This is a genomic window from Chondromyces crocatus (genome assembly GCF_001189295.1).
GTDB lineage: Bacteria > Myxococcota_A > Polyangia > Polyangiales > Polyangiaceae > Chondromyces > Chondromyces crocatus.
On record NZ_CP012159.1, the window covers coordinates 5,182,395 to 5,204,041 of the forward strand.

The following is a 21,647-nucleotide window of genomic DNA, read 5'->3' on the forward strand; positions in this document are numbered from 1 at the left end:
ACGTGGACAGCAAGTGACGACCTGACGTCACGGCGCCGTCACGTCGAATCCGTGGTTCTGGCAGCACATCTCGGGTCACGGACTGGCTGCCTGCATCTGGCGGCCGCACCCCGAGCGTCTCGACGAGGTGCGTCGCGCAGTATCGCCGCGCTTTTTCGTCGCTCGGGTGGCGAAGGCCCTTGCGAAGCTCGTCGAGAGCAGCCCGCTGCCGCGCGGAGCCAACCGTTTCCGGTGGTCGCTTGGGTGCGTTGTCACTCGGCCAGACCGTAACGGGTGTCAGGCGCAGACGTAGGCGACGCAGCTCCGGCCTGGGCACAAAGCACAGTGGAGAAGTGGAAGCACGGAGCTTCCGGTAGCGATGGCTTCGTCCAACGTTGCCTTCATGAAGCTGAGTCGAGCATTGCGTCGAGGGGTATGGAGCGTTCTCCAGGGACTGGCCCGACGGTTTCAGCGTCGTCTGAGTTCGTCCGAGTTTGCAGGGGAGATGGTGCGCCCCTCCACGAGAACCGAGCGGGGGGTAACGGGGAGCGAAGGGGCTCGAACTCCGCTCGAGCGGGGAGAGTCGGGCGCGGAGCGCAAAGCACGCACGACGGAGGGGCAGTCGTCGCGGCGATCGCATTCTCCGCGGAAGGGGGGAACCTCGGGGGGGCGTAACAGTGCGCGCGGCCGTGGGACCCTGAACCGTGGAACTCAGCGTCTTCAGGACAACGAGGAGGAGCTGGCCGTCCAGCCACTCCACCAGCGGCCGGAGCAGGTGGAGCCCCAGGCACGGGAGGAGCGGATGCCAGGCGGCACCCGCCACATGCGCTCGATGCGTCGTGGTGCCTGAGGTCGCGCGCATGGGAGACGTCCGAGCGCGGTGTCTCTCCGGTGCGAGGCCCGTCGACGGGGTACGCTGAGCACCGGGCCGAGTTGCGCTATGGTCGCGCGATGACGACCGTGACCTTGGGACCCCTGAAGGTCCACACCGTGGGGGGGGCTGACCGAAAGGGAGGGGGAGATGGCCCCGCCATCCTGCTTTGCCACGGATTTGGCGCGCCTGGAGACGATCTCGTGCCGCTCGCGCGTGTGATCGACGCGGGTGAAGGGGTTCGATGGTTTTTCCCCGAGGCGCCGCTCACGGTGAACCTCGGCTACGGGATGAGCGGGCGCGCCTGGTGGCCGCTCGATCTCGCCCTCCTTCAGCAGCAGATGATGGAGGGGCATGCGCGGGATCTGGCGCAGGAGACCCCGCCGGCACTCGCCGAGGCGCGCGCTGCGCTGGAGGCATGCATCGAGGCCCTGGTGACCCACCACGGCGTGAGGAGAGACCGCCTCCTCGTGGGCGGGTTCTCTCAAGGGGCGATGGTCACCACGGAGGTCACACTCCACGCGGAGGAGCCCTTCGCCGGCCTCGCTGTGCTCTCCGGGTCGATTCTGAGCGCGGACCGCTGGCGTGTGGCCTCGAAACGGACGGCGCCAGGCCTGAAGGTCCTGATGACCCATGGACGCGCCGATCCCATCCTGCCTTTCCCGAGCGCAGACGCTCTCCGCGCGCTGCTCACGGACGCGGGGGCCGAGGTGGACTGGCTGCCCCACGCCGGCCAGCATGAAATTCCGCGGGAAGCCCTCCTGCGCCTGGCGTCGTTTGCGCGAGGCTGCTTCCTTTCCGCGACAGGTTAGTCGTACCGCGCGACAGGTTCGCCTCAGTTGTCCGCGTGGTCCTCCGGCCGGGCTGGCCAGAGCCTACGAAACCCGACGGCGAGGAGGCCTCCCTGGTCTTGCTGGACGAGCGCTCCGTAGCGGCACTTCTCCACGAGCAGGCCCTCCCCCAGACCAGCGTCCGTCTGGTACTGGATCCGCTGTCCTTCGCTGAGCGCGCCGAACACGCAAGCGTCTGCGGCGATGGCGGCCAGCTGTCTTGGAACAGGGGGAGGCAGGGGGACGAGGGTATTGCGGTTCGTGCGACGCACGATGCCCGCTCCAGAGGGTGAAGCGCCCGTCGGTGGTCTTTCCAGCCAGACGTCGACCACGTCTCCAGCGGTGAACAGGACGACGCCCGGCAGCTCTTCACCGCCGGGAGTCGTGAGCATCACCAGCTCTCCTGCGCCCGGGCCCGTCGACGCGCGCCCTCCGAGTCGGGCACGCACCTCGTCCGCGGTCGGTCGTCGCGCCGCGCCCGGGGCAGGGGATCCAGGATCGCGCCCCAGGTTGAGCAGCGGGAGTGGCAGCTTGCGGCCCATGGCTGGACCTCAAGCTTAAGCATGCCAGTGCCTCAGCGGTAGGTCTGGCCGGCGAAGCTGCCCTGCGTGGTGGCGGGCTTCGTGACGCCCTGGCTGCTCAGCAGCTCTCGCTCGAGCTTGACCACTTTGTTGTACAGGCCGATGACGAGGAGGCTCGGTGCCCACTGGCCGATGAAGTTCGCCGCTTGCTTTTTGCCTGCGAGCATGAGGCCGGCGGAGGCGGCCATAGCCCCGATCGACAGCGCCAGGTAGGTGCCCGACGGGACTTTGCTGGTCCGCTCCTCGATCTGAGTCGTGATTTTGCCTTCTTCCTTTTTCTGGAACGACGTATCGAACGTGCCCATATCGCAAACCTCCTGGGCGCTGCCGCATTGCGACATCCAGGCCATGCAGGCACCTGCACGAACTGCCCAGCGGTGAGCGAGTGACCTCATTCCTTCCCCCGCTGAGCGCGTCTCTGAGCGGTCGTTCGGGGGGATCTACAGGCCGATCGCTCCGCGGTAGAGCCAGCCCGATTTGCCGCGATGTTCGACCTTGTACCAGTCGTTCTCCCGGCCGATCAGCTTGATGCGGGTGCCGCGCACCAGCCGGAGCACGACGTCACCGTTCTTGGGTCGGCTGCGGACCAGGGCCGTGTCCCACGCGACGTCGGCGGTTCCCGTCGTCCCATCTTCACTGGGAGCGGCCCCCTCTTCACCTTCGGCTGGTTTCGTACCGGCGCTCCCGGCTTCGTCGGGGTGCTTGCCAGGTGGATAGAAGGTCGCGGTGTACGCGAGCGAGTAGCGCGCGTGCTTGTGAGGGATGGCGTCGAGCGCGACGTTGGTGAACTCGCGCGCCGCGCACTGGAGGATGCCGTTGATGGTCGAGGAGGGAAGATTCGACTTCTTCTTCCCCTTCACCACCTGCACTTCGCTCTTATCGAAGTTGATATCAAAGCCGAGCGAGAGCTTTCCCTCCAGCCCGAGCGCCGAGGGGCACTGGGCGAGCTCCTGTAGCTTCGGCAGGGCGACGGCGTCGAACTTCAGCTCTCCGCAGTCATCGACCTTCTTGTTCTTCTTGTCGGCGCAGCGCGTGACAGACCCTGGGCCGACGACCACGAGCTGCTCGTTCTTGCGGCTGGCCTCCGCCGGAGGCGGCGTGGTCTCGGGCGCTGCCGTGTCAGGAGGCGGGGCGAGCGCAGGGGCAGCCGTGGGCGTGGCTTCTGCTTCGGTCTTGCGGCCATCCCCTGGAACGCTCGGCCCGATGCGCACGCCAGCGAGCCGTGGCCAGGCGACGCCGATCACGAAGCCGATCGCGGCGATGACGCCTACCCGCGTCCACACCGGCTGCTCCTCCGCGGGGCGAGGAATCTGCACGGTGACCGGGCGCTCCTTCTTCACGGTCCCCTTCACCATCGCCTGTCGCCTAGCACAGATGCCGCTGGGCTCAGAAATTGTCAGCGTATTCCAGCCGCTTCCAGGAGCGGACGGACCCTGGACTGGGCGATGACGTAGGTCGCCGGGATGCCTTCGCGCCGTGCGTAGTACACCGTGGTGCCACGGATCACGTCGCCGGCTCCCAGGGTGAAGCGGAGCGGCCCCTCCGGAACGTCACCCGGAGACAGGGCGATCTCGACCCGCAGGCGTGGTTTGTCCAGCCCCTGAGCTGCCGTGGGCGCCCCCAGAGACACCGCCTCTTCGGCAAGGAGGCCGTTCAAAGCGTCCCTGACACCGGCCGCCAGCATCGTCGCCTCCGCTCCTTCGTGCAGGGGTCCGCTGGTGAGGCGAAGCCCCCCGGGGCCAGCCGTGACCACGGTGGGAGTCCCACGTTCAGGAGTGAGGGTGATCTGGCGGATGCGGTCCAGGGGCGGCATGAACACCGCTCGGCTGAGCAACAAGCGCGAAGCGGCCGTCTCCAGGGAGGCTGGCGCGACGAAGACCGCAGGGGACTCTCCCGTGCGCGCATAGGCGCCAGACGTCGCCGGTGCGCCGAGTTCCACGCGGATCTCACGGGTCTGGCGGGCAGCGTCGCTGTTGCCGCCTTCGGCATCCTGCTGGATCTCCGCGGTGATGATGGCTCTGGGACGGGCGAGACCATAGCCGTTGCCGGCGTCCGCGCTCACCCAGCGCTGCGCCGAGAGGCCTGCAAGCAGCTCGGCGACGTCCGTCGCGAGCCCGATGTCGGCGACGAGTCCTTCGGCGCTGGGTTCGACGAGATCCCATGCACCCGTGGTCGTGCGCTGCAGCCGTTGCACACGACCGCCCACTTCCAGTCTCAGGGAGCGGATCTGGCTCGTCCGGAACGAGAAGATCTTCAGCGGTCGCACCGCGAGTTCGCTGGGCACGAGCGCTTCGGCTTCGGCGCGTGGGATCTCGAGGATCACGCCGTCCTCGGCCCGACGTACATGGACGAACTCGCCCACGGGAGCGCCGATGTCGAGCGTCTCGATCCGTTCGCCGGGGGTTTGCTGCCCGAAGGCAGGAGGCGTGGAGATGACCTTCAACGTGGCGCGCGGTGACTCCAGACCGCGGGCGTCGCCGGCGGGGATGATGCGAGCTGCCTGCACGTCGACGAGCGACTGGGCGAGCGCACGGCCCGCGTCGCTCGAGACCCTGCGATCTTCGGGGGCACGCTGATGCCACCCAGCGTCCTCGCGCGCGAGATCGAGTGTCTGCGCACCAGCCCAGGTCATCTCCACGATCTCGTCGATTGGTGCGGCGATCGGCCAGAGATCGACGTAGTCGTCCACAGGCCTGGTCAGTGCCTCCAGGACCGATGCAGGAACGCATGCTGCGGCGATCGTGGGCTCACGCCGTACGGCCACCACGAGGGAAGAAGCGGGATCGTCGTTCCCTGAAGGCGCGGCGGAGTCTTCTCCAGGGGGCTGTGCCGCGCGGGGGGTCGACGGTGTGAGCTTGGTGCGCGGGCAGTCTCCGCCCAGCTCGATGATGGCTGGCGCGTCCGCCGCATCGCGAGGCAACAGGGTGAGGGTGACCCTCGGCTTCGCGGATGCGGTGGCTTCGTCGCTGGACAGAAAAACGTCGGCCTGCATTTTCCCGAGAGCGATCAGCGTCCGATCGATGGCTTCGGCCCGCACCCGAGCGGTGCCTTCGGGTGTCGTCCCGTCGAAGCGGAAGCCATCTCCGCGGGTTCCGCCCCAGGGCGCCTTGGTAAACCGCCGGGTTCCACCTTCCCCTTCGAGACGCAGGCCCGAGAGCTGGGTCGAGAGGTAAGGGACGATGCTGCGAGAGCGAAGTCGCTCTATATCCAGATCGAGCGCCGTGGCGAGTTGCTTGGTGACGACGAACGTGCCGCGGCCCGCGACCTCAGCATACATGGCGCCCTGCGGTGTGGGCGCGCTCCCTCCCAGCGTGATGCGCTCACGACGAGCCCCCATGACGAGCTCGACGATGACTCTCGGGGTGCCCAGGCCGAGCGCGCTGGGGTCGGCGGCATCTGCAGAGACGCGACGTTCGGCGGTGGCGAACTCCAGCGTGCCGAGGAGCTGGTCCACCATCTGCTCATCTGCGGGGTGAGTGCGCCCGTCGAGGGTGACCGTCCACGGCTTCTGTCCGATGCTGTCGGGGGGACTGCGGCGAAGGATCGCCGTCTTGCCGCCGGCGGTCAGGGTGAGTTCCGAGATGTCTGCTGGACGCCAGGCTTCGAGGAGGTTCCGCTTGCGACCCTCGGCCTCGTCGGTCGTCACGACATCGCGGTCGACCACGAGCACCACGACGGCCGCGGATGCGGCGAGCAAGACCAGGGTCAGTGTGGTCGCGTGTCGACGCAGCGCGAGCTTCACGACGCGCTCTCCGATGCCCCGGGACGTGCGACGGCGTCATCAGGCTTCGACGACCCGGATGGGGTGGGCTCGTCGGGCTCGGATGGCTTGTTCGTCGCAGGGCCTCTGGGGCGGCGAGCAAGATGGACCGCCACCCCGAGCAGGGCCGCGGCGAGAGGCATGTAGAGCACGACGTAGCGGAAGATCGACGCCAGCGAGCCCTCGCTGATCTTCAAGCCAGCGACGATCGCTGCCTTGTCGGGAATGTCGAGGAGTGCCGGACGTGCCGACAGCCACGAGATGGCGCTGTCCACGAAGACCGCCGTGCCACGAAGCTCGGGGTTCTGCCAGTTGGCACCGAACAGCAGGCTGGGCGAGCTGACCACCACCATCCGTGGCCCGATCGACGAGGAGGAATTCTGCGGCCTGGGCAACTCGACGGCATACCCCACCGTGAGAGGCCCTCGATGATCGCCCTCGGAGGGCTTGGGCGCCGAGGGATCCTTGGCCCAGGCGAAGAAATCGACCATGCCAAAGGCCTTCTCGCTGGTCTCGAGCAGGCTCACCGGTGCCGCGCTGCCAGAGCCGGTGGGCCGGAGCGCGCTGGCGATCGTGAGGACGGGCTCGAGCCCGAGCTTGCGCGCCTGAAGAAGCCCTTCGGTCACCGGGTGGGGTCGCACGATGGGCAGGAATGTCTCCCCGTGGCCCTGCGTGGATCGGTGGGCGGGATCGAGCTCGAAGATGAAATCCTTCTCGAGCCGCACCCCTGCCAGCGAGAGCAGCTCGTCGAGGCCCAGCTCGAGATAGTGGCGATCGTCGCTGTCCGGGACCGGACCGGCCACGACGAGCGCGCTGCCGCCCTGCTCGACGTAGCGGCGCCACGCCGAGACCTCCGCCGTGGGGACGGGGTCGCTGGGCGAGGCGACGATCAGCAACCGGCAGGACGCAAGCTCTTCGGCAGAGGGCGTCCTGGCGCGAACGACGGCGCCTTGATCATCGTCGTGCCCGACCTCTTCACCGAGCTGGACGACCTCGAAGTTGTTCTTGTTGAGGCGATCGCGCAGAGCAGCGAGGCCCATCGTACCGCCCGCCTCGACGGAGCGCTCGGCGTGCCCACCCGTGAAGCAGATGCGCGGACGCTCGGTGGACAGCACGCTCCGGATGGCACCGGTGAGTGCCTGCTCCAGGCGAGGGCGGGAGCGGAGATCTTCCTCATCCTCGACGGCGACGAGATCACGCGCCGTGAGGTAGTGAGGGCGGTCGCCTCGCGCGACGATCACCACGGCATCCGTGATGATCTGACCCTCGTCGGTCTTGCCAGCGACCACCCCGAAGCGCTGCTGGACGGCGAGAAACTCGGCCGGATGGTTGTCGGGGTCGGTGTACTGCACCTGAAGGCGTCTGGTCTCTCCGCTGTAGGCTTCGAGCAGGTGCCGGATCGACAGATTGAGTGGATCGCTGGCGGGCAGAAGTACGTAGACGTTGATCGGCTCCTCGAGCGCTCTCAGCGTCTGCACGGTGGCATCGCTCAGGGTGTACAGGCCGCCCCGCGTCCAGTCCCATCGCTTGTAGTGCCGGGAGGCGAGCACGTTGACCAGCACCGCGAGCACCATCGCGGCGATGATGCCGGCGCTCGCGGAGAGCTTGGTCAGCAACGGCGTACCGTGTCGGGCGTGAGACGTGCGCTCGGACATCACCCCCACCTCCAGGCATCGACCGCGCGCACCGTGATGAACAAGGGAAGCGCGATGAGCGTCGCATCGAACGTGAGACGACGCAGGTCGACGATCCCCCTAGAAAAGTCATTCATCTGAGTCCACACCGAGAGGTACGCGCACAGATCGTGGACCGGGCCGCTGGGGACGATGAACTCCCCGATCCCGAGCATGAACAGCGCAACCAGTGTCATGGTGCTGAGCCCCGCGGCGAGCACCTGGCTGCTCGACATGGCAGAGGTCATCGTGCCGATCGCGAGATAGCCTCCGCCCACCAGGATGAGCCCCAGGTACGAGGCCCCCACCACACGCCAATCGACCTCGCCCGTCTGCTGGATGAGCACCAGGTAGAGCAGCGTTGGCGCCCACATGACGATGTACGTCACCAGGGCCGCGAGGTACTTGGCGAGCACGACGCCGGTCGTCCCCACCGGAGCCGTGAGCAGCGCCTCGATGGTCCCGCTCCGTCGCTCCTCGGCGAAGAGCCGCATAGTGAGCAGCGGACAGATGAAGAGGAGTGGCAGGTAAAGAAAGATCGTCTGTCCGAAGAAGCTCTGCACTGGCCCACCATCGGCTGCGAGATCGGCCTGGTTGGCGAAGTGAGTGACGATCAGGAAGAAATGCAGGCCTTGTACGACCAGGAAGGCCGTGAGCAGCACCCAGGCCAGGGGCGTGACGAAGAGCGAGAACAGCTCTCGCTTGAAGATGGGCCAGAAGCCTCTCATCGCTTCCCCTTTTTGCTCTTCCGGGGAGGCGTCGGCGTCCCAGGCACGCTCCCCGTGGACGCGCCTGGCTCGTGCGGGAGCGCTGCGTGAGTAGATTCGCCTCGTGTCAGCTCGGAGAAGACCTGCTCGAGCGACTCCGCACGATGGGAGATGGAGCGGATGCCGATGTCGGCTCCCACGAGTGCGCGCACCACGGCTTCGGTGACCTCACCCGCATCCACCTCTTGATCGAGCTCGACCTCGACACTCCCGGTGGCGTCGTCGCTGAATGCTGACGGCGTGAGCACGGTACGCACGCCCGTGACGGCGCGCGCTGCTGCAACCGCTCGCTCCGTGTCACCCCTGACGGCGAGGCACACGGCGGGTGGGCGACGCATCGCACGGATCTCGTCGATGGTCCCCTCGGCCACCAGACGTCCCCGGGAGATGACGATCGCGCGGGAACAGGTCGCTTCGACTTCCGAAAGGATATGCGTCGACAGCAGCACGGTGCGGTCGTCACCCAAGCGCCGGATCAGCGCGCGAACCTCGCGGATCTGGTTCGGATCGAGCCCTGCGGTGGGCTCGTCCAGGATGAGCAGGGGAGGGTCGCTCACGAGCGCATCTGCAAGGCCGACGCGCTGACGATACCCCTTGGAGAGGTGGCCGATCGGGGTGCTTGCGACGTGCTCGACGCCTGCGTCCCGCATCGCCCGTTCCACTGCACTGCGGCGAGCGGCACGCGGCACCAGCTTCAGCTCGGCGCGGAACGTGAGATACTCGGAGACGCGCATCTCCGGGTACAGCGGTGAGGTCTCGGGCATGTAGCCGAGCGCCGCTCGCGCTTTCAGTGGATCGTCGACGAGATCGTGCCCCGCGACGCTGACCCGCCCGCTCGTCGCACCCAGGAAGCCTGCGAGGATGCGCAGGGTGGTGCTCTTGCCGGCACCATTGGGGCCAAGGAATCCTACAATCTCACCCCGGTCGACCTTGAAGCTGATGTCGTCGACCGCCAGGTGGGTGCCGTACCGTTTGGAGAGGTGCTCGACCTCGATCATGGGTTCCGGGGCCTGGGGCGACGCAGGCTCATCCAGCGAAAGCCCTCTGGCGTTGCGCAACGGCTTAGCGCACCCTCCGGAGCAAAGGAAGCGGCCCTCTCGGACACCACCTCCTTCCATCCCCGAGTGTATCGGGGCATAACCCAGCGTTTCCTGGCGTCTAGCCAGGGTCGGGACTCTCTGATAACCCTCGCCCGGCGTTCGGGCAAAACCGATGGATCAAGCGCTTCTTCGTTCGTATTTCTCCACGATCTACGAGTTGCCGACCGCGAATGGCCCACTGCGGGCCTCGCTCGACGGCGAGATCGTCCAGGATCAGTCGTTGCTGCCCGAGCTGCTCAACCGGAAGTTCGCCGTGCTCACGGCCTACAATCCCCGGTCGATGCTGATCCCCCGGCGCGTCAACGATCAGCGCCACATGGTCCTGCGCGACCTGCTGATCCTCGGCTGCTACCGGGTCGAACCTTGCGTGGGTTCCGAGGCGGAGCCGGAGGGCGTGTGGCGTGAGCCTGCGTGGCTCGTCCACGGGATGGATCGGGACGAGGCCATCTCGTTTGGCCGTGTGTTCCGGCAAAACACCGTCGTTTTCGCACAGAATGGCCGGCCAGAGCTGATCATCACCGATCCGACGGCCGATGACATCGGAAGAACTTTTCAAGGGAACTGGCGGGTTCGCGCCTGACCGCATGCCCTGCGCAGGGCAGGACGGCAGCCTGTCGCGAAATATCGTTTCATCCCGAACCACTTCGCGGCTAAGCGAAGGTGCGCGCGATCCATATCCAGGAGAGGACAGCAGAATGCGGGATCAGGTCATCAAGGCGGCGCTCCTCGTCGGGGCCGGGCTCCTCGCCCTCGTGACCGGCTGTGGGCAGAACAAGATCTCCGAGTGCAATGCCCTCATCGAGGTCATCAACAAAGGCGTTCAGAGCCTCGAGAAGGGCCAGAAGGCCAACCCGGACCCCACCGGTGCTGCCGACCTGAAGGTGATGGCCGACGCCATGGAGAAAGTGGCGGCGGATGCCGCGGTGGTGAAGCTGACCCTCCCGGAACTGCAGAAGTTCTCGACCGACTATCAGGGCATGGCCAGAGAGGTCTCCAAGGCAGCGCGCGACATGGCAGCTGCCGCCGAGGCGAAGGACCCGGACAAGATCAACGTCGCGCAGGCCGCGATGGAGAAGGCCGTCAAGCAAGAGGACCCTCTCGTCGACGGCATCAACAAGTTCTGTCAGGCGCCCTGAGGCGCGCCGCGCCATCTCTTCCGACGGAGGAGGCTACGCCAGGAGAGCCTCCTCCGCACGTCGTGCTTCAAGCGATGAAACGGTAACCAACGCCGCGTACCGTGATGATGTGTCGCGGTGCGGCGGGGTTCTCCTCCAGCTTGCTTCGTAGCTGGAGGATGAAATTGTCGATGGTTCGCGTGGTCCCGTGGTGAGCCGGTCCCCAGACGCGCGCCTGGATCTGCTCTCGTGACAGCACGCGGCCGGACGACTCGACGAGACAGAGGAGCACGTCGAACTCGGTGGCCGTCAGCTCCACCAGCGTCCCCCCTCGCCGCACTTCCCGCGTGTCGCGGTTGATCTCCACCTCACCCGAGCGGAGCATCGAGCCGTCCGGCCTGGCGATGGCATCGCGGCGCAACACGGCCTTCACGCGAGCGAGCATCTCGGCGAGTCCAAACGGCTTGGTGATGTAGTCCTCGGCGCCGAGCTCCAGGCCCATCACCTTGTCCATTTCGGCACCCCGCGCCGACAGCAGGATGACCGGAAGCACATGACCTTCGGCGCGGAGGATGCGCAGCAGCTCGAAGCCATTCAGCCGTGGCAACATCAGGTCGAGGATCAGGAGATCGAAGTCATTCGACCGGGCCAGGGACAGGCCCTGCTCTCCGTCCTTGGCCACGGTGACCTGGTAGCCCTCGGCCTGCAGGTTCATCTCGAGCCCCATGGCGATGCTGTCGTCGTCTTCGACGACGAGGAGCCTACGCGCCGACGCGAGCCTGCGAGCCGTGGTGTCGTTGAAGACGTTCCCTCGCTCGGATCCAGCGATGCGGCGGCTGGGGTTCACGCTTGTCACGGCGGCTTCGTCTCCGTCTCCCTGGGTCGGGTGCTTCATGCGGGCTGGCTTCCTGTGACGGCCTGGGATCGTGATGAGAGCTTGCTGGGCAAGATCAACGTGAAGGTACTGCCCTTCCCCGGTTCGCTGTCGACCGTGATCCTGCCGCGGTGTGCTCTCATCACGTGCCGCACGATCGAGAGCCCGAGGCCAGAACCTTCTTGCTGCCTCGCGAGGAGGTCGTCGACGCGGTAAAATTTCTCGAAGATTCGCTTGTGTTCGCGGCGTGCGATCCCCTTGCCATTGTCGCGAACCGAGATCGATACGCCCTTGGGGATGGCCACCACGTTCACGCCGATCCACCGCGGTGAACCCCCGTACTTGTAGGCGTTCGACAGCAGGTTCACGAGCGAGTCGACGATGGCGCTCTTGTCGCACGAGACCTTGGGGATACTGGCGTCGATGGAGATCTCGAGTTCGACGTCCCGTCTCTCGCGCGTGGGCTCGAAGGCCTTGATGGCCTCGTCGATGATCTCGTGGATATGGTACTCACCCAGCTCGTAGATGCGTCGGCCGCTCTCCATGCGGCCCCAGTCGAGCAGGCGATCGATGAGCTGCTGGAGCCGAGAGCTCTCCTTCGTCAGCGCCTCGATGCACCTGTCCTCGCTGAGAGGATCCCCCCGCCGCAGCTGCAGGGTCTCGGTGAACATCCGGATCGAGGTGAGCGGCGTCCTGAGCTCATGCGAGACCTTCGAGACGAAATCGGCCTGAAGCTCGGACAAATTGCGTTCTCGGCGGAGAAACACCCAGACCAGGATCACACCGGTCGCCAGCGTCCCGCAGAACGTCAGCACCAGGATCCCCATCAGCAGGTTGTACTGCGCCTCGCCAAGCACGAGGAGGAGGAACCCCACGGCGCTGAGCAGCACGCCGGGGACGATCACCAGGTAGACGAGCAGCTGGATGATCCGGCGGTAGCCGAGCGTGGTGAGGTCGCGCCGAGGCCTGACCGCCATGTCCGTGCTCTTAGGCGTCGATCCGGTCGATGACCAGAGGAGAATCCGGGGCAGGGGAGGGGCCGAGCTGGAACGCCGCCTTGACCCGCTCCTGGATTCCCTCTCCGTCCGTCCGGCGACGGGCATGGATGTGGCAGAGCGGCTGCCCGCGCGTGACGCGAGTTCCCATCGGCGCGAGCAGCGTGAGGCCCACCGCTGGATCCACCTTCTGATCGGCACGCGTGCGACCGGCACCCAGCGCAACGGCGGAGAGCCCGATCTCGAGCGGATCGATGGCCACCACGTACCCATCCTGCTCGGCCGTGATCTCGAGCTTCTCGGGCGCCTCGGGGAGGCGGTCCGGGTGGTCGACCACCTTCGGATCCCCGCGCTGCGCTTCGATCATGCGGCGCAGCACCTCGGCCGCGGCGCCACTGGTGATCGCGCGCTCGAGGTGCGGGCGAGCCTCGGCGGCGGTCGGCGCCACGCCGCCGGCGACCAGCATCTCCTCTCCGAGGGCCAGCGTGCACGCGACGAGGTCTCTGGGGCCTCGACCATGCAGCACCTCGATGGCCTCTCGCGTCTCCAGCGCGTTGCCGACGGTGTGGCCGAGTGGCGCGTTCATGTCGGTGAGCAGCGCCGTGACCCGCTTTCCAGCCAGCGTCCCCACCCGCACCAGTGCCTTCGCGAGCGCCCGCGCATCGGCTTCCGTCTTCATGAATGCACCACGCCCGACCTTCACATCGAGGACCAGCGCATCGATCCCCTCGGCTAGCTTCTTCGAGAGAATGCTCGCCACGATGAGAGGGATCGACTCCACCGTGGCCGTCACATCTCGGAGCGCGTACATCCTGCGATCGGCAGGTGCGATGCGATCGGTCTGACCGATCATGCACGTCCCCACCTCACGGACCGTGCGTGTGAAAGCCTCGACGTCGAGTCGCACATCGAAGCCAGCGATGGCCTCCAGCTTGTCGAGCGTACCGCCGCTATGGCCGAGGCCCCGCCCGGACACCATGGGCACCGGAACACCGCACGCCGCCACGAGAGGAGCGAGGCAGATCGACACCTTGTCGCCGACCCCCCCGGTCGAGTGCTTGTCGACTTTGATCCCGGGGACGCTCGACAGATCGATGACATCACCCGAGTGGAGCATCGCCCGGGTGAGCGCCACGATTTCGTCCTCCTCCATACCGCGCAGGAAGACCGACATGAGCCACGCGCTCATCTGGTAGTCGGCGAGATCGCCATCCACATACGCGCGGATGAGCCGGGCAATCTGCTCCTCCTTCAGGCGCCCGCCATCACGCTTGCGGGCAATGAGTTCGACCAGGGTCTCCATGGGCACGAGAGCTTAGTACACGCAGCCTCCTGCCTGCCGCTGTCCTGGACACCGGGGTGACGATGAGGGACTGAAAGGAAGGGCTGGAGCACAGACGAAAGGCGACTCACGCCATGGCGCTCGCGCACGTCATCGCACCTCGTTGCTCGATTGCCACGTGGTGTGTTCGGTCCATGGCGCCTCAGGTGCGACCCGAGTCTCCGCGCGCAACGCCCGGATTGATGACTCGATGCAAGCGCATCTGGCAGAGGTCGTTCTCCCCAGTCGTCACCTGCCGTGTTAGGCTCCGGCCCATGTCCGCCTTTGGTTCTTAAGAGAAAGAGGAGGAGCCCGTACAGATGATCCGAAGCAATCCTCGCTCAGTTGTCCATGTGATCCTGGCAGCGGCCCTCGTCCCGGCGGCGGTCTTCGTCTCATGCACCGACTCTTACCGTAGCGACGTGTCTGGTGAGACCGGCGGTGGGGGCGTTGGCGCTGGCAACTCCGGCCCTGGAGGGACAGGCGGAGAAGGCGGAACGCTCTTCGGCGATGGAGGCGTGTGTAACAATACATGCTCCAATGACCTGAAGAAGGTCGTCGACTGCGAAGGCTCCCTGGTCAAGGAGTGCACCCCGGAGGAGGGGTGCGTCAACGCGGAGTGCGTCCCCGGACCCTGCCAGGCCGCGGTTGCTTCCAAGAGTTCGTATGGCTGCGAATTCTACGCAGTGAAGACGGCCATCAATGCGCCTGGCGCGTGCTTCGCCGCCTTCGTTGCGAATACCTGGGATCGTCCGGTCAAGATCTCTGTCGAGCGTAACGGGATCCAGTACAACGCCGCCAACTTTGCCTATATCCCCGTCGTTCAAGGGCAGTCGGTCGATTACGAGCCTTACGACGACGCCGCCGGACTCGACGTCGGCCAGGTCGCGATCCTGTTCCTGTCGCGTAACAATTCTGGCGGCCCTGTGGCGCCACCTTGCCCGCGTACTCCGGCTGTCTCGGCGGAGACGGGGGTGAATACGACGGGAATGGGTAACGCCTTCCGCATCGAGACGGATTACCCTGTCGTGGCTTATCAGCTCGTGCCCTTCGGTGGTGGACAGACCAACGTGACAGGGGCCTCACTTCTCCTGCCTACGAGCGCCTGGGACACGAACTACATTACGATCAATGGCTTTGCCTCCTCAGAGCCCGAGGTCCAGAATGGCAATCCCTCGTTGACCGTCGTAGCTTCGCGGGATGGAACCGAGGTGAACCTACTCCCGGGGGTCAATGTCGTGGGAGGCAATGGCATCCCGGCCACGGTGGCTGGAACGATGGCAACTTACTCTCTGGACAAAGGGAGGTTCCTCCAGATCACCCAACCGGAAGAACTCACGGGGAGTCCGATCTCCTCGAATCATCCAGTCGGTGTTTGGGGAGCTCACTCCTGCATGATGGTCCCCAACACGGGCGTAGCCGATTGCGATTCATCACAGCAGCAGCTTGCCCCCGTTCGCGCGCTGGGGAGCGAGTACGCGCCGGCTCCCTATGTGAAACGAGGCGCCAATGATCCTCCCTTCTATCGGCTCATCGGTGCAGTCGATGGAACACAGTTGACCTGGACTCCGAGTGCCCCTCCAGGCGCTCCGACCTCCCTCAGCTTGGGCCAGGTAGCTCAGTTCTCTGCGCCCGACGCCTTCGTTGTTCGCAGCCAGGACAGCAGCCATCCATTCTATGCCGGTCAATACATGACAGGCGGTGCACAGTTTGCTGGTTCGACGGCCGGCATCGGCGACCCCGAGTGGGTCACGGTGATCCCTCCTTCCCAGTTCATGGACTATTACGCCTTCTTCACGGATGCGACGTACCCCGAGACCAGCATCGTGGTCGTCCGGACACGATCGAAGGTGGATGGCTCTTTCGCTGATGTGACCCTGGACTGCACCGGCCCTCTGACGGGGTGGCAGCCTTTTGGAGACTACGAGTACACCCAGGTTCGTCTAGTCACGGGTAACTTCCAGAGCGTCGACGGCTGCATGAATGGGCGTCACGAAATGTCCAGTACGCTGCCGTTTGGCGTGACCGTCTGGGGGTGGGGGACGACTTCGACGACCTCTCTCGTGTCCTATGCCTACCCCGCTGGGGCTGGGTTCCAGCCCATCAACGAGGTCGAGATTCCGACGGCGCCTCAGTGAAGTGACGATGCGAATGCCTTGTGGGGCTTGGTCGACCGACGCAGGCCCCACAAGCGCAACGTCGTCAGAATCGCCGTACGCATCTCACACCGAGGATGACGCCTCTCGTGGTGGGATTCTCCCAGGTTCTACTCGCGCTCATAAGACCCGATGTGGTTGGAGCCCAAGCGCTTCCACCTTTCAGGATCTTGTTGGTTCCTGCGGTGAGTTGAGCACAGTCGTCACAGGGAAGAGGATAGTTCGGGTTGGTGCTATGCCAATCCAGCATCATCTCGGCAGCATTCCCAGCTAGATCTGCATGCCCCCACCGCCCATCACCAGCAGGTGAATACGTGCCTACTGGCCGCAGGTCATTTGGCGTGCATGAAGGATCGCCATCGCCGAGGCATCTGTATGACGTCCTCGTCGCGTCAAACTCCGAACCCCACGGCCATTGCCGTTGCTGACTGCCGCCAGCCGCCGCGTGTTCCCACTCGGCTTCCGTGGGGAGTCGACCTCCATCCCAGGCGCAGAACGCGAAGGCCTCGTACCAGGAGATGCACCCGATGGGACGCTGTTCATTGGGCCCCACGCCGTCGGTCCAGTTCCAGGTGTAAGGGCACTTCAACGCAGCCCTGAGCAACGTGGTGCTTGCCTCCAAGGAATCGTTCCACTCGTATCGCCAGCCACTCCCTGCGAGCGTCGGGTGGGCTCCATCCCCCTCCATCGGTGGGTCAGCCTTGGTCCCCTTGCCTGCCTCTACGAAGGCCCGGAACCGCCCGACAGTCACCTCGTAGACATCGAGGTGAAAGTCGCGCACCGTCGCGGGGTAACTCGCATCGTTGCTCCGGTTGAACTTCCCTCCAGGCACCAGCGCGCTTGCACAGCAGTCGCGATCACCCTCGAGCCCGCAGTTCGTCCCCGCACCAGGGCCTCCTCCTGCGCAGCTCGCGGGAACGCAGGTCCCTTCATGGCAACCTGGCTCGGGATCCGCGCACGTCGTCTCGAGCACCCAAGCGCCCTCCTCGCAGCGTCGGGGTCTGTTGCCATCGCAGCCCCGCTGCTCCTCGACGCAGACGACGCACGCCCCCCCCGCGCACACGGGGGCGCCCCCGCTGCAAGGAGCCTGCGTCACCCACACGTCGTCGGCACACTCACGTGGTGTGTTTCCCACGCAGTCACGCGCCCCCTGGGAGCATCTCTGCGCGCCTCCGCTCGTGGTGCTGCTCGTTGGCGCCTCTCCTCCTGCGCCACCTGCCGCTGCATCCACGAACTCGTCCAGCCCGAGAACCCAGCCGCAGCTCGCTCCGCCGAGCGCAAGCGCAAGCGCAAGCGCGCCACCTTCCAGGGCTTTTCGTCTGAGCATCGTCCCGATCCCACTGACGCTCCGCATATCGCACCGTGAGCGTAGGTCACCCGTGAGCGCGTAGAAAGCTACTGCGCTGCTTGCTGGCGGTTGCTGTGGGCGGGGATGTCCTTCCTGTCCGTGGCGCTCGACGGTGTCCCGCTCGGAAGCGCCGCTCGCTTTCACGTTCGGAGACGTTCGGAGGACGAGCTTTCCTGCCTTCAGATGAGTAAAGTCCGCGCACGAGCAGCTGACTGCGCCCGAGGGACAGGACCATGCCGCTTGAAATACGAAAAGATCGCTTGGAGGATGGAGAGAGGGTGATGCAGGGGAGAGATGTTCCGAGCCGCCAGCGGCGGGGGTGGGCGCGGCGCAGCGTTGCGCTGGTGGTAGCGGCTACGGCGCTCGCACCGGCGGTTGCGACGGCTCAGGACAGGACGTTCTATCTCGACCGGCTGCGCATCGGCGGCGCTCCCGAGGATGGCCTCGGCGTGTGGCGCCCCGAAATGGGCAAACAGACCCGCATCTTCGGTCAGCTCGGGATGGGGTTCTCCCTCAACCCCCTCCGCACCGACAACTACGTCGACGATGAGCGGCTCGAGGAGCAGCTCGCGGGCAACCCCGTCGACCGGCAGCTCATCACCTATTTCAGTGCCGGCGCCGAGTTCTTCGATCGCGTCGCCATTCAGGCCTCGTTCCCGCTGATCGTCAACCAGGCGGGGGCGGTCACGGGCGAGGGGGCTGACGGCAGACCTGTCCCAGGCATCCGTGAAGCCGTGGGACCCGCGCCGGTCGCCCCGATGGATCTCCGGCTCGACGCGCGCGTCATCGTGTTCCGCACGCCCGATCGTGCCTTCAAGCTGGCGGTGACGGGCGCCGTCTTCGTCCCCACCGGCAATGAGGTGGAGTACGGCGGCGACATCAACGTGGCGGGCTCCCTCGGCCTGGCCGCGGAGTACGACTTCCGCAAGTTCTTCGTCACCGTGAACGTCGGTGGCGCCATCAGGCCACCTGCGCAGCTCCACGAGTTCAACGTGGGCAGCGAGCTGACCTACGGCGCTGCGGCCTACGTGCCGCTGCTCGACGACCGACTTCGCGTCGGCGCGGAGATCTTCGGCTCGTTCGGCCTGCGCAGCTCGACGTTCGGCGAGCTCGACGCCTCGCCCATCGAGTGGATGGCTGCGGGCAAGTACTTCTTCACCCAGAAGAAGCAGGTCTTCGTCGGCGCTGGCGCCGGCACGCGTCTGTCGGGCGGTTATGCCCCTGATTTCCGCGGGCTCCTGGTCGTCGGTGGCGCCTTCAACATTGCCGACGTCGAGACGCGTGCGCCTGACTTCCGGTTCGTCATCGAAAAGGAGAAGGACACGGACGGCGACGGCTACCCCGACGTCATCGACCTCTGCCCGGAGGACAAGGAAGACGGCAAGGCCCCCAAGCCGAGTGATGGCTGCCCCGACATGCCCGATCGTGACGGTGACGGCATCCCGGACGTGGTCGATCTCTGCCCGGACGAGCCCGAGGACATGGACGGCATCGACGACCGCGACGGCTGCCCGGAGACGGACGCCGATCAGGACGGTGTGCCCGACGCCGAGGACAAGTGCCCGAAGGAGCCAGGCCAGCCTGTGGCCGAGGATCCGAGCAAGAACGGCTGCCCGTACTACATCCGCAGGATCACCGGTTCGGCCGAGATCCAGATCTTGAAGCAGGTCGAGTTCCAGTTCGACAGCTGGACCATCCTGCCCCGCAGCTTCCCGATTCTCGACGAAGTCGTGCGCCTCTTCAAAGCGAACCCCGAGATCAAGCTGGTCAGCATCGAGGGGCATACCGACAACCAGGGCACCGTCGAATACAACCAGAAGCTCGCCGACAGCCGAGCCAATGCCGTGCGTCTCTACCTCATCAACCGAGGCGTCGAGCGTCAGCGCCTGACCTCCAAGGGCTTCGGCTCCACCAGGCCGCTGGACTCCAACGACACCGAGCAGGGACGGCAGCGGAATCGCCGCGTCGAGTTCCACATCATCTCCCAGTCGATCGAAGGGCGCTGAGCCCCGGCGGGCTGACGCCTACCTCCTGGACAACGGTTCACGTGGCCCGGCTCCGCGCCGGGCTGCGTCGAGCAGCCTCAGCACCCCCCCTCGTCGCGCCAGCGACTGGAAGAATCTCATCTCATCCGGGAGCTCGCTCTCCGGCTGCGGTCGAGCATTCCTGCTCGCGTTCTCGAGTTCTCGCTCGACACAAACGTTAAAGATCCGCCCGCTGTGCACGCTCGACATTCGCAGGCGTAGACGTATGCTGCTTACCCACGTGGCCCCTGTCCTGGGGACATGCTTTGCATCGCCCTACCGGAGGCCTCGATGTCGCGATTCGCACTAAAAATGCTTGGTATTGCTGGAGTCTTCGGCGTCTTCGCGGCGTGCTCGGCGACGAAGGGGGGCGACAACTCCTTCGGAGGGTCCGAGACCACATCCAGCGACGGGACCTCGCAAGGGGGTCACGGCGCAGCGGGAGGAGACTCTGGTGAAGGCGGTATCGCCATCGAGACGGGCTCGGGCGGCGGGGGGTCTCAGCCTCCGTGCATCGATACCCCCGGCGTCGACGACGACGGTGATGGCTTCGCCGATCCCGAGGACTGCAACGACTGCGACCCCAACGTGAACCCTGCCGCGATGGAGGTCATGACGGCGGAAGGAGCCGATCCCGTCGACGAGGACTGCGATGGCGAGATCGACAACATTGCGGGGACTTGCGACGAGAACCTCCTCGTCGAAGACCCCGACCCCATGAGCGCCGTGCGCGCCCTCGACATCTGCCGAAATGCGCAAGGCCCCCGGGACTGGGGCCTGCTCGGTGCGGCCTGGGTGCGAGCGAACGGCACTCCTCTGACCGCGCCCACCAATCAGTACGGCATTCAGCCCAACTTCGGGCCCAATGTCTCGCCCCGCGGTGGCGATCGCATGCTGGCCATCTCCTCCGGCCGCGCCAGGCTCCCGGGGCAGACGGGGGCCTGCACGACCGAGAGCTGCAATGGTCACGGCCTGGGCACGGCGCCTTCAGGCTTCCCGCAGAGCGTGACGGGGTGCCCGGTCGGCAGCAGCATCAACGATGACGTCGGCCTCCAGGTCCACATGAGGGCGCCCTCCAATGCGACGGGCCTGCGATTCAACTTCCGCTTCTATTCGTTCGAGTATCCCGAATTCGTCTGCATGTCCTACAATGACCAGTTCATTGCCCTGATGAACCCGGCCCCCGCAGGTGCAGCCAACGGGAACATCTCGTTCGACAGCATGGGCAACCCGGTCAGCGTCAACGTCGCGTTCTTCGATGTCTGCGAAGGGTGCCCCCTGGGCATCGCCGATCTCCTCGGCACCGGCTTCGACACCCTGGACGATGCAGGCGCGACGGGGTGGCTGGCGACCACGGCGCCCGTGAAGGGCGGACAGGAGGTCTCTCTCCGCTTCGCGATCTGGGACACCGGCGACCAGCAGTACGACTCGACGGCCCTCATCGACAACTTCGAGTGGATCGCCACCGGCGGCACCGTTCCCGTGGGGACCACGCCGGAGCCGCAGTAACCGAGCGCCCTCGGTCGACGGTCGCTTCAGGGTCGATCCGTGCGACCCTCGCGGCACGATCGCATGAGGACCCTCTCTCTGCAGCTCTCCTGGCTGCTGACCTGCTTCCTGGCCCACGGCCTGGGCTGTGACCCGACGGAAGCGCCTCCCGAGACTCCCACCGCTCTGCAAGGGCCGACATCGGCCGGCTCCTCGGCTCCTCTGGCCTCTGCGACGGCTTCCGAGCTCGCACCGGCCGCTGCCACGGCGTCCCCCCCGGAAGCCCCCTCAGAAGCACCGCCCCCGTCCCTGGAGCCTTCTCCCTCGTCCCGTCCTTCCTCCCTCACTGCGACCGCCTCCGCGCCTTCCTCGGCAGGGGCAGCGCTCCCCATGGTCGTCCCCTCCACGACGGCCTCACCGGTGACCGCCGCCAAGCAGTTCGCCTGTGGAGCCAAGGGCCAGAAATCCTGCCCCATGCAGGGCTGGATGAAGAGCGTGCTGGGTCCTGCCACCTCGAGTGGCGACCCCGAGAAGCTCGCGAAGGCCCTCGCCTACGTCGCCACCAAGCCCCCGCCGGGCATGGGTGAGTGGGTGACCATCTCGAACGACGGCGTGGCCAAGGCGAAGGCTGGCGACATCGAGGGCGCCAAGACGAGCTGCAAGAAATGCCACGACCTCTACAAGGACACGTACAAGCGCACCCTGCGCGACAGCCCCTGGTGAACCCCCCCGGGCGGCAGGCGAACCGCAGGTGGCCGTGAGACC

Annotated in this window: 18 protein-coding genes; 7 read left to right on the forward strand and 11 right to left on the reverse strand. The window is 66.1% G+C overall.

The window, feature by feature from the left end:
- The first annotated feature begins 930 nt into the window (after positions 1-930).
- On the forward strand, positions 931-1,662 hold the full coding sequence (locus CMC5_RS19140; RefSeq protein WP_050431782.1) for an alpha/beta hydrolase: 732 nt from the start codon (positions 931-933) through the stop codon (positions 1,660-1,662).
- Between the two features lie 23 nt (positions 1,663-1,685).
- Here the strand turns inward: CMC5_RS19140 and CMC5_RS19145 are convergent, their stop codons facing one another.
- The 7 genes from CMC5_RS19145 to CMC5_RS19175 all read right to left on the reverse strand — a co-directional run bounded on the left by CMC5_RS19145 (position 1,686) and on the right by CMC5_RS19175 (position 9,459).
- Entirely contained in the window at positions 1,686-2,222 is a 537-nt protein-coding gene (locus CMC5_RS19145; RefSeq protein ID WP_050431783.1) for a hypothetical protein, read from the reverse strand.
- A gap of 32 nt (positions 2,223-2,254) precedes the next feature.
- Complete coding sequence (locus tag CMC5_RS19150; protein WP_245678511.1) at positions 2,255-2,611, reverse strand: hypothetical protein; 357 nt, start codon at positions 2,609-2,611, stop codon at positions 2,255-2,257.
- 90 nt (positions 2,612-2,701) lie between these two features.
- Positions 2,702-3,616 (reverse strand): SH3 domain-containing protein, encoded by a 915-nt coding sequence (locus CMC5_RS19155; RefSeq protein WP_050431785.1) that lies wholly within the window; start codon positions 3,614-3,616, stop codon positions 2,702-2,704.
- A 41-nt stretch (positions 3,617-3,657) separates the two neighbouring features.
- A complete protein-coding gene (locus CMC5_RS19160) occupies positions 3,658-6,003 on the reverse strand; it encodes a DUF4340 domain-containing protein (protein WP_050431786.1) in 2,346 nt (781 codons plus the stop codon).
- Positions 6,000-7,676: a GldG family protein gene (locus CMC5_RS19165; RefSeq protein ID WP_082363471.1), complete on the reverse strand. Its 1,677-nt coding sequence runs from the start codon at positions 7,674-7,676 to the stop codon at positions 6,000-6,002. Before CMC5_RS19165 ends, CMC5_RS19160 begins: the two co-directional genes overlap by 4 nt.
- Positions 7,676-8,422, reverse strand: a complete 747-nt coding sequence (locus tag CMC5_RS19170; protein ID WP_050431788.1) for an ABC transporter permease — start codon at positions 8,420-8,422, stop codon at positions 7,676-7,678. The genes CMC5_RS19165 and CMC5_RS19170 overlap by 1 nt, the downstream gene beginning before the upstream one ends.
- Positions 8,419-9,459, reverse strand: coding sequence for an ABC transporter ATP-binding protein (locus CMC5_RS19175; RefSeq protein WP_082362610.1), 1,041 nt, complete (start codon positions 9,457-9,459; stop codon positions 8,419-8,421). The genes CMC5_RS19170 and CMC5_RS19175 overlap by 4 nt, the downstream gene beginning before the upstream one ends.
- A 214-nt stretch (positions 9,460-9,673) precedes the next feature.
- On the opposite strand from CMC5_RS19175, the gene CMC5_RS19180 reads away from it, so the two are divergent.
- Entirely contained in the window at positions 9,674-10,141 is a 468-nt protein-coding gene (locus CMC5_RS19180; protein ID WP_050431789.1) for a DUF3293 domain-containing protein, read from the forward strand.
- A gap of 115 nt (positions 10,142-10,256) precedes the next feature.
- The gene (locus tag CMC5_RS19185; protein WP_050431790.1) at positions 10,257-10,697 is read left to right on the forward strand and encodes a hypothetical protein; all 441 of its coding nucleotides are present in this window, start codon (positions 10,257-10,259) and stop codon (positions 10,695-10,697) included.
- Between the two features lie 67 nt (positions 10,698-10,764).
- Here CMC5_RS19185 and CMC5_RS19190 read toward each other — a convergent pair whose 3' ends face one another.
- From CMC5_RS19190 to CMC5_RS19200, 3 genes are read right to left on the reverse strand one after another with little or no spacing between them, the layout of a single operon-like run.
- Positions 10,765-11,571, reverse strand: a complete 807-nt coding sequence (locus CMC5_RS19190; protein ID WP_082362611.1) for a response regulator transcription factor — start codon at positions 11,569-11,571, stop codon at positions 10,765-10,767.
- A complete protein-coding gene (locus tag CMC5_RS19195; RefSeq protein ID WP_050431791.1) occupies positions 11,568-12,527 on the reverse strand; it encodes a sensor histidine kinase in 960 nt (319 codons plus the stop codon). Before CMC5_RS19195 ends, CMC5_RS19190 begins: the two co-directional genes overlap by 4 nt.
- 10 nt (positions 12,528-12,537) lie before the next feature.
- Positions 12,538-13,848, reverse strand: coding sequence for a thymidine phosphorylase (locus tag CMC5_RS19200; RefSeq protein ID WP_050431792.1), 1,311 nt, complete (start codon positions 13,846-13,848; stop codon positions 12,538-12,540).
- A gap of 704 nt (positions 13,849-14,552) precedes the next feature.
- Here CMC5_RS19200 and CMC5_RS19205 point away from each other — a divergent pair.
- Positions 14,553-16,004: an IgGFc-binding protein gene (locus CMC5_RS19205; RefSeq protein ID WP_156338725.1), complete on the forward strand. Its 1,452-nt coding sequence runs from the start codon at positions 14,553-14,555 to the stop codon at positions 16,002-16,004.
- Positions 16,005-16,068: 64 nt separating this feature from the next.
- Here CMC5_RS19205 and CMC5_RS47655 read toward each other — a convergent pair whose 3' ends face one another.
- Entirely contained in the window at positions 16,069-17,376 is a 1,308-nt protein-coding gene (locus tag CMC5_RS47655) for a formylglycine-generating enzyme family protein (protein WP_342673956.1), read from the reverse strand.
- 275 nt (positions 17,377-17,651) lie between these two features.
- Here CMC5_RS47655 and CMC5_RS19210 point away from each other — a divergent pair, with 275 nt between their 5' ends.
- From CMC5_RS19210 to CMC5_RS47660, 3 genes are all read left to right on the forward strand, one after another.
- A complete protein-coding gene (locus CMC5_RS19210) occupies positions 17,652-19,376 on the forward strand; it encodes an OmpA family protein (protein WP_050435987.1) in 1,725 nt (574 codons plus the stop codon).
- Positions 19,377-19,685: 309 nt separating this feature from the next.
- Positions 19,686-20,903: a choice-of-anchor L domain-containing protein gene (locus CMC5_RS19215; RefSeq protein WP_156338726.1), complete on the forward strand. Its 1,218-nt coding sequence runs from the start codon at positions 19,686-19,688 to the stop codon at positions 20,901-20,903.
- Positions 20,904-20,966: 63 nt separating this feature from the next.
- Positions 20,967-21,605, forward strand: a complete 639-nt coding sequence (locus CMC5_RS47660) for a hypothetical protein (protein WP_245678513.1) — start codon at positions 20,967-20,969, stop codon at positions 21,603-21,605.
- Positions 21,606-21,647 lie beyond the last annotated feature (42 nt).

Bases quoted from the DNA above. Each gene is read 5' to 3' on its own strand.
- CMC5_RS47660 (WP_245678513.1), top strand. From the start codon at position 20,967: ATGAGGACCCTCTCTCTGCAGCTCTCCTGGCTGCTGACCTGCTTCCTG.
- CMC5_RS19200 (WP_050431792.1), bottom strand. From the start codon at position 13,848: ATGGAGACCCTGGTCGAACTCATTGCCCGCAAGCGTGATGGCGGGCGC.
- CMC5_RS19195 (WP_050431791.1), bottom strand. From the start codon at position 12,527: ATGGCGGTCAGGCCTCGGCGCGACCTCACCACGCTCGGCTACCGCCGG.
- CMC5_RS19155 (WP_050431785.1), bottom strand. From the start codon at position 3,616: ATGGTGAAGGGGACCGTGAAGAAGGAGCGCCCGGTCACCGTGCAGATT.
- CMC5_RS19145 (WP_050431783.1), bottom strand. From the start codon at position 2,222: ATGGGCCGCAAGCTGCCACTCCCGCTGCTCAACCTGGGGCGCGATCCT.
- CMC5_RS19180 (WP_050431789.1), top strand. From the start codon at position 9,674: ATGGATCAAGCGCTTCTTCGTTCGTATTTCTCCACGATCTACGAGTTG.
- CMC5_RS19190 (WP_082362611.1), bottom strand. From the start codon at position 11,571: ATGAAGCACCCGACCCAGGGAGACGGAGACGAAGCCGCCGTGACAAGC.
- CMC5_RS19215 (WP_156338726.1), top strand. From the start codon at position 19,686: ATGTCGCGATTCGCACTAAAAATGCTTGGTATTGCTGGAGTCTTCGGC.
- CMC5_RS19165 (WP_082363471.1), bottom strand. From the start codon at position 7,676: ATGTCCGAGCGCACGTCTCACGCCCGACACGGTACGCCGTTGCTGACC.
- CMC5_RS19210 (WP_050435987.1), top strand. From the start codon at position 17,652: ATGCAGGGGAGAGATGTTCCGAGCCGCCAGCGGCGGGGGTGGGCGCGG.
- CMC5_RS19170 (WP_050431788.1), bottom strand. From the start codon at position 8,422: ATGAGAGGCTTCTGGCCCATCTTCAAGCGAGAGCTGTTCTCGCTCTTC.
- CMC5_RS19185 (WP_050431790.1), top strand. From the start codon at position 10,257: ATGCGGGATCAGGTCATCAAGGCGGCGCTCCTCGTCGGGGCCGGGCTC.
- CMC5_RS19175 (WP_082362610.1), bottom strand. From the start codon at position 9,459: ATGATCGAGGTCGAGCACCTCTCCAAACGGTACGGCACCCACCTGGCG.
- CMC5_RS47655 (WP_342673956.1), bottom strand. From the start codon at position 17,376: ATGCGGAGCGTCAGTGGGATCGGGACGATGCTCAGACGAAAAGCCCTG.
- CMC5_RS19150 (WP_245678511.1), bottom strand. From the start codon at position 2,611: ATGGCCTGGATGTCGCAATGCGGCAGCGCCCAGGAGGTTTGCGATATG.
- CMC5_RS19140 (WP_050431782.1), top strand. From the start codon at position 931: ATGACGACCGTGACCTTGGGACCCCTGAAGGTCCACACCGTGGGGGGG.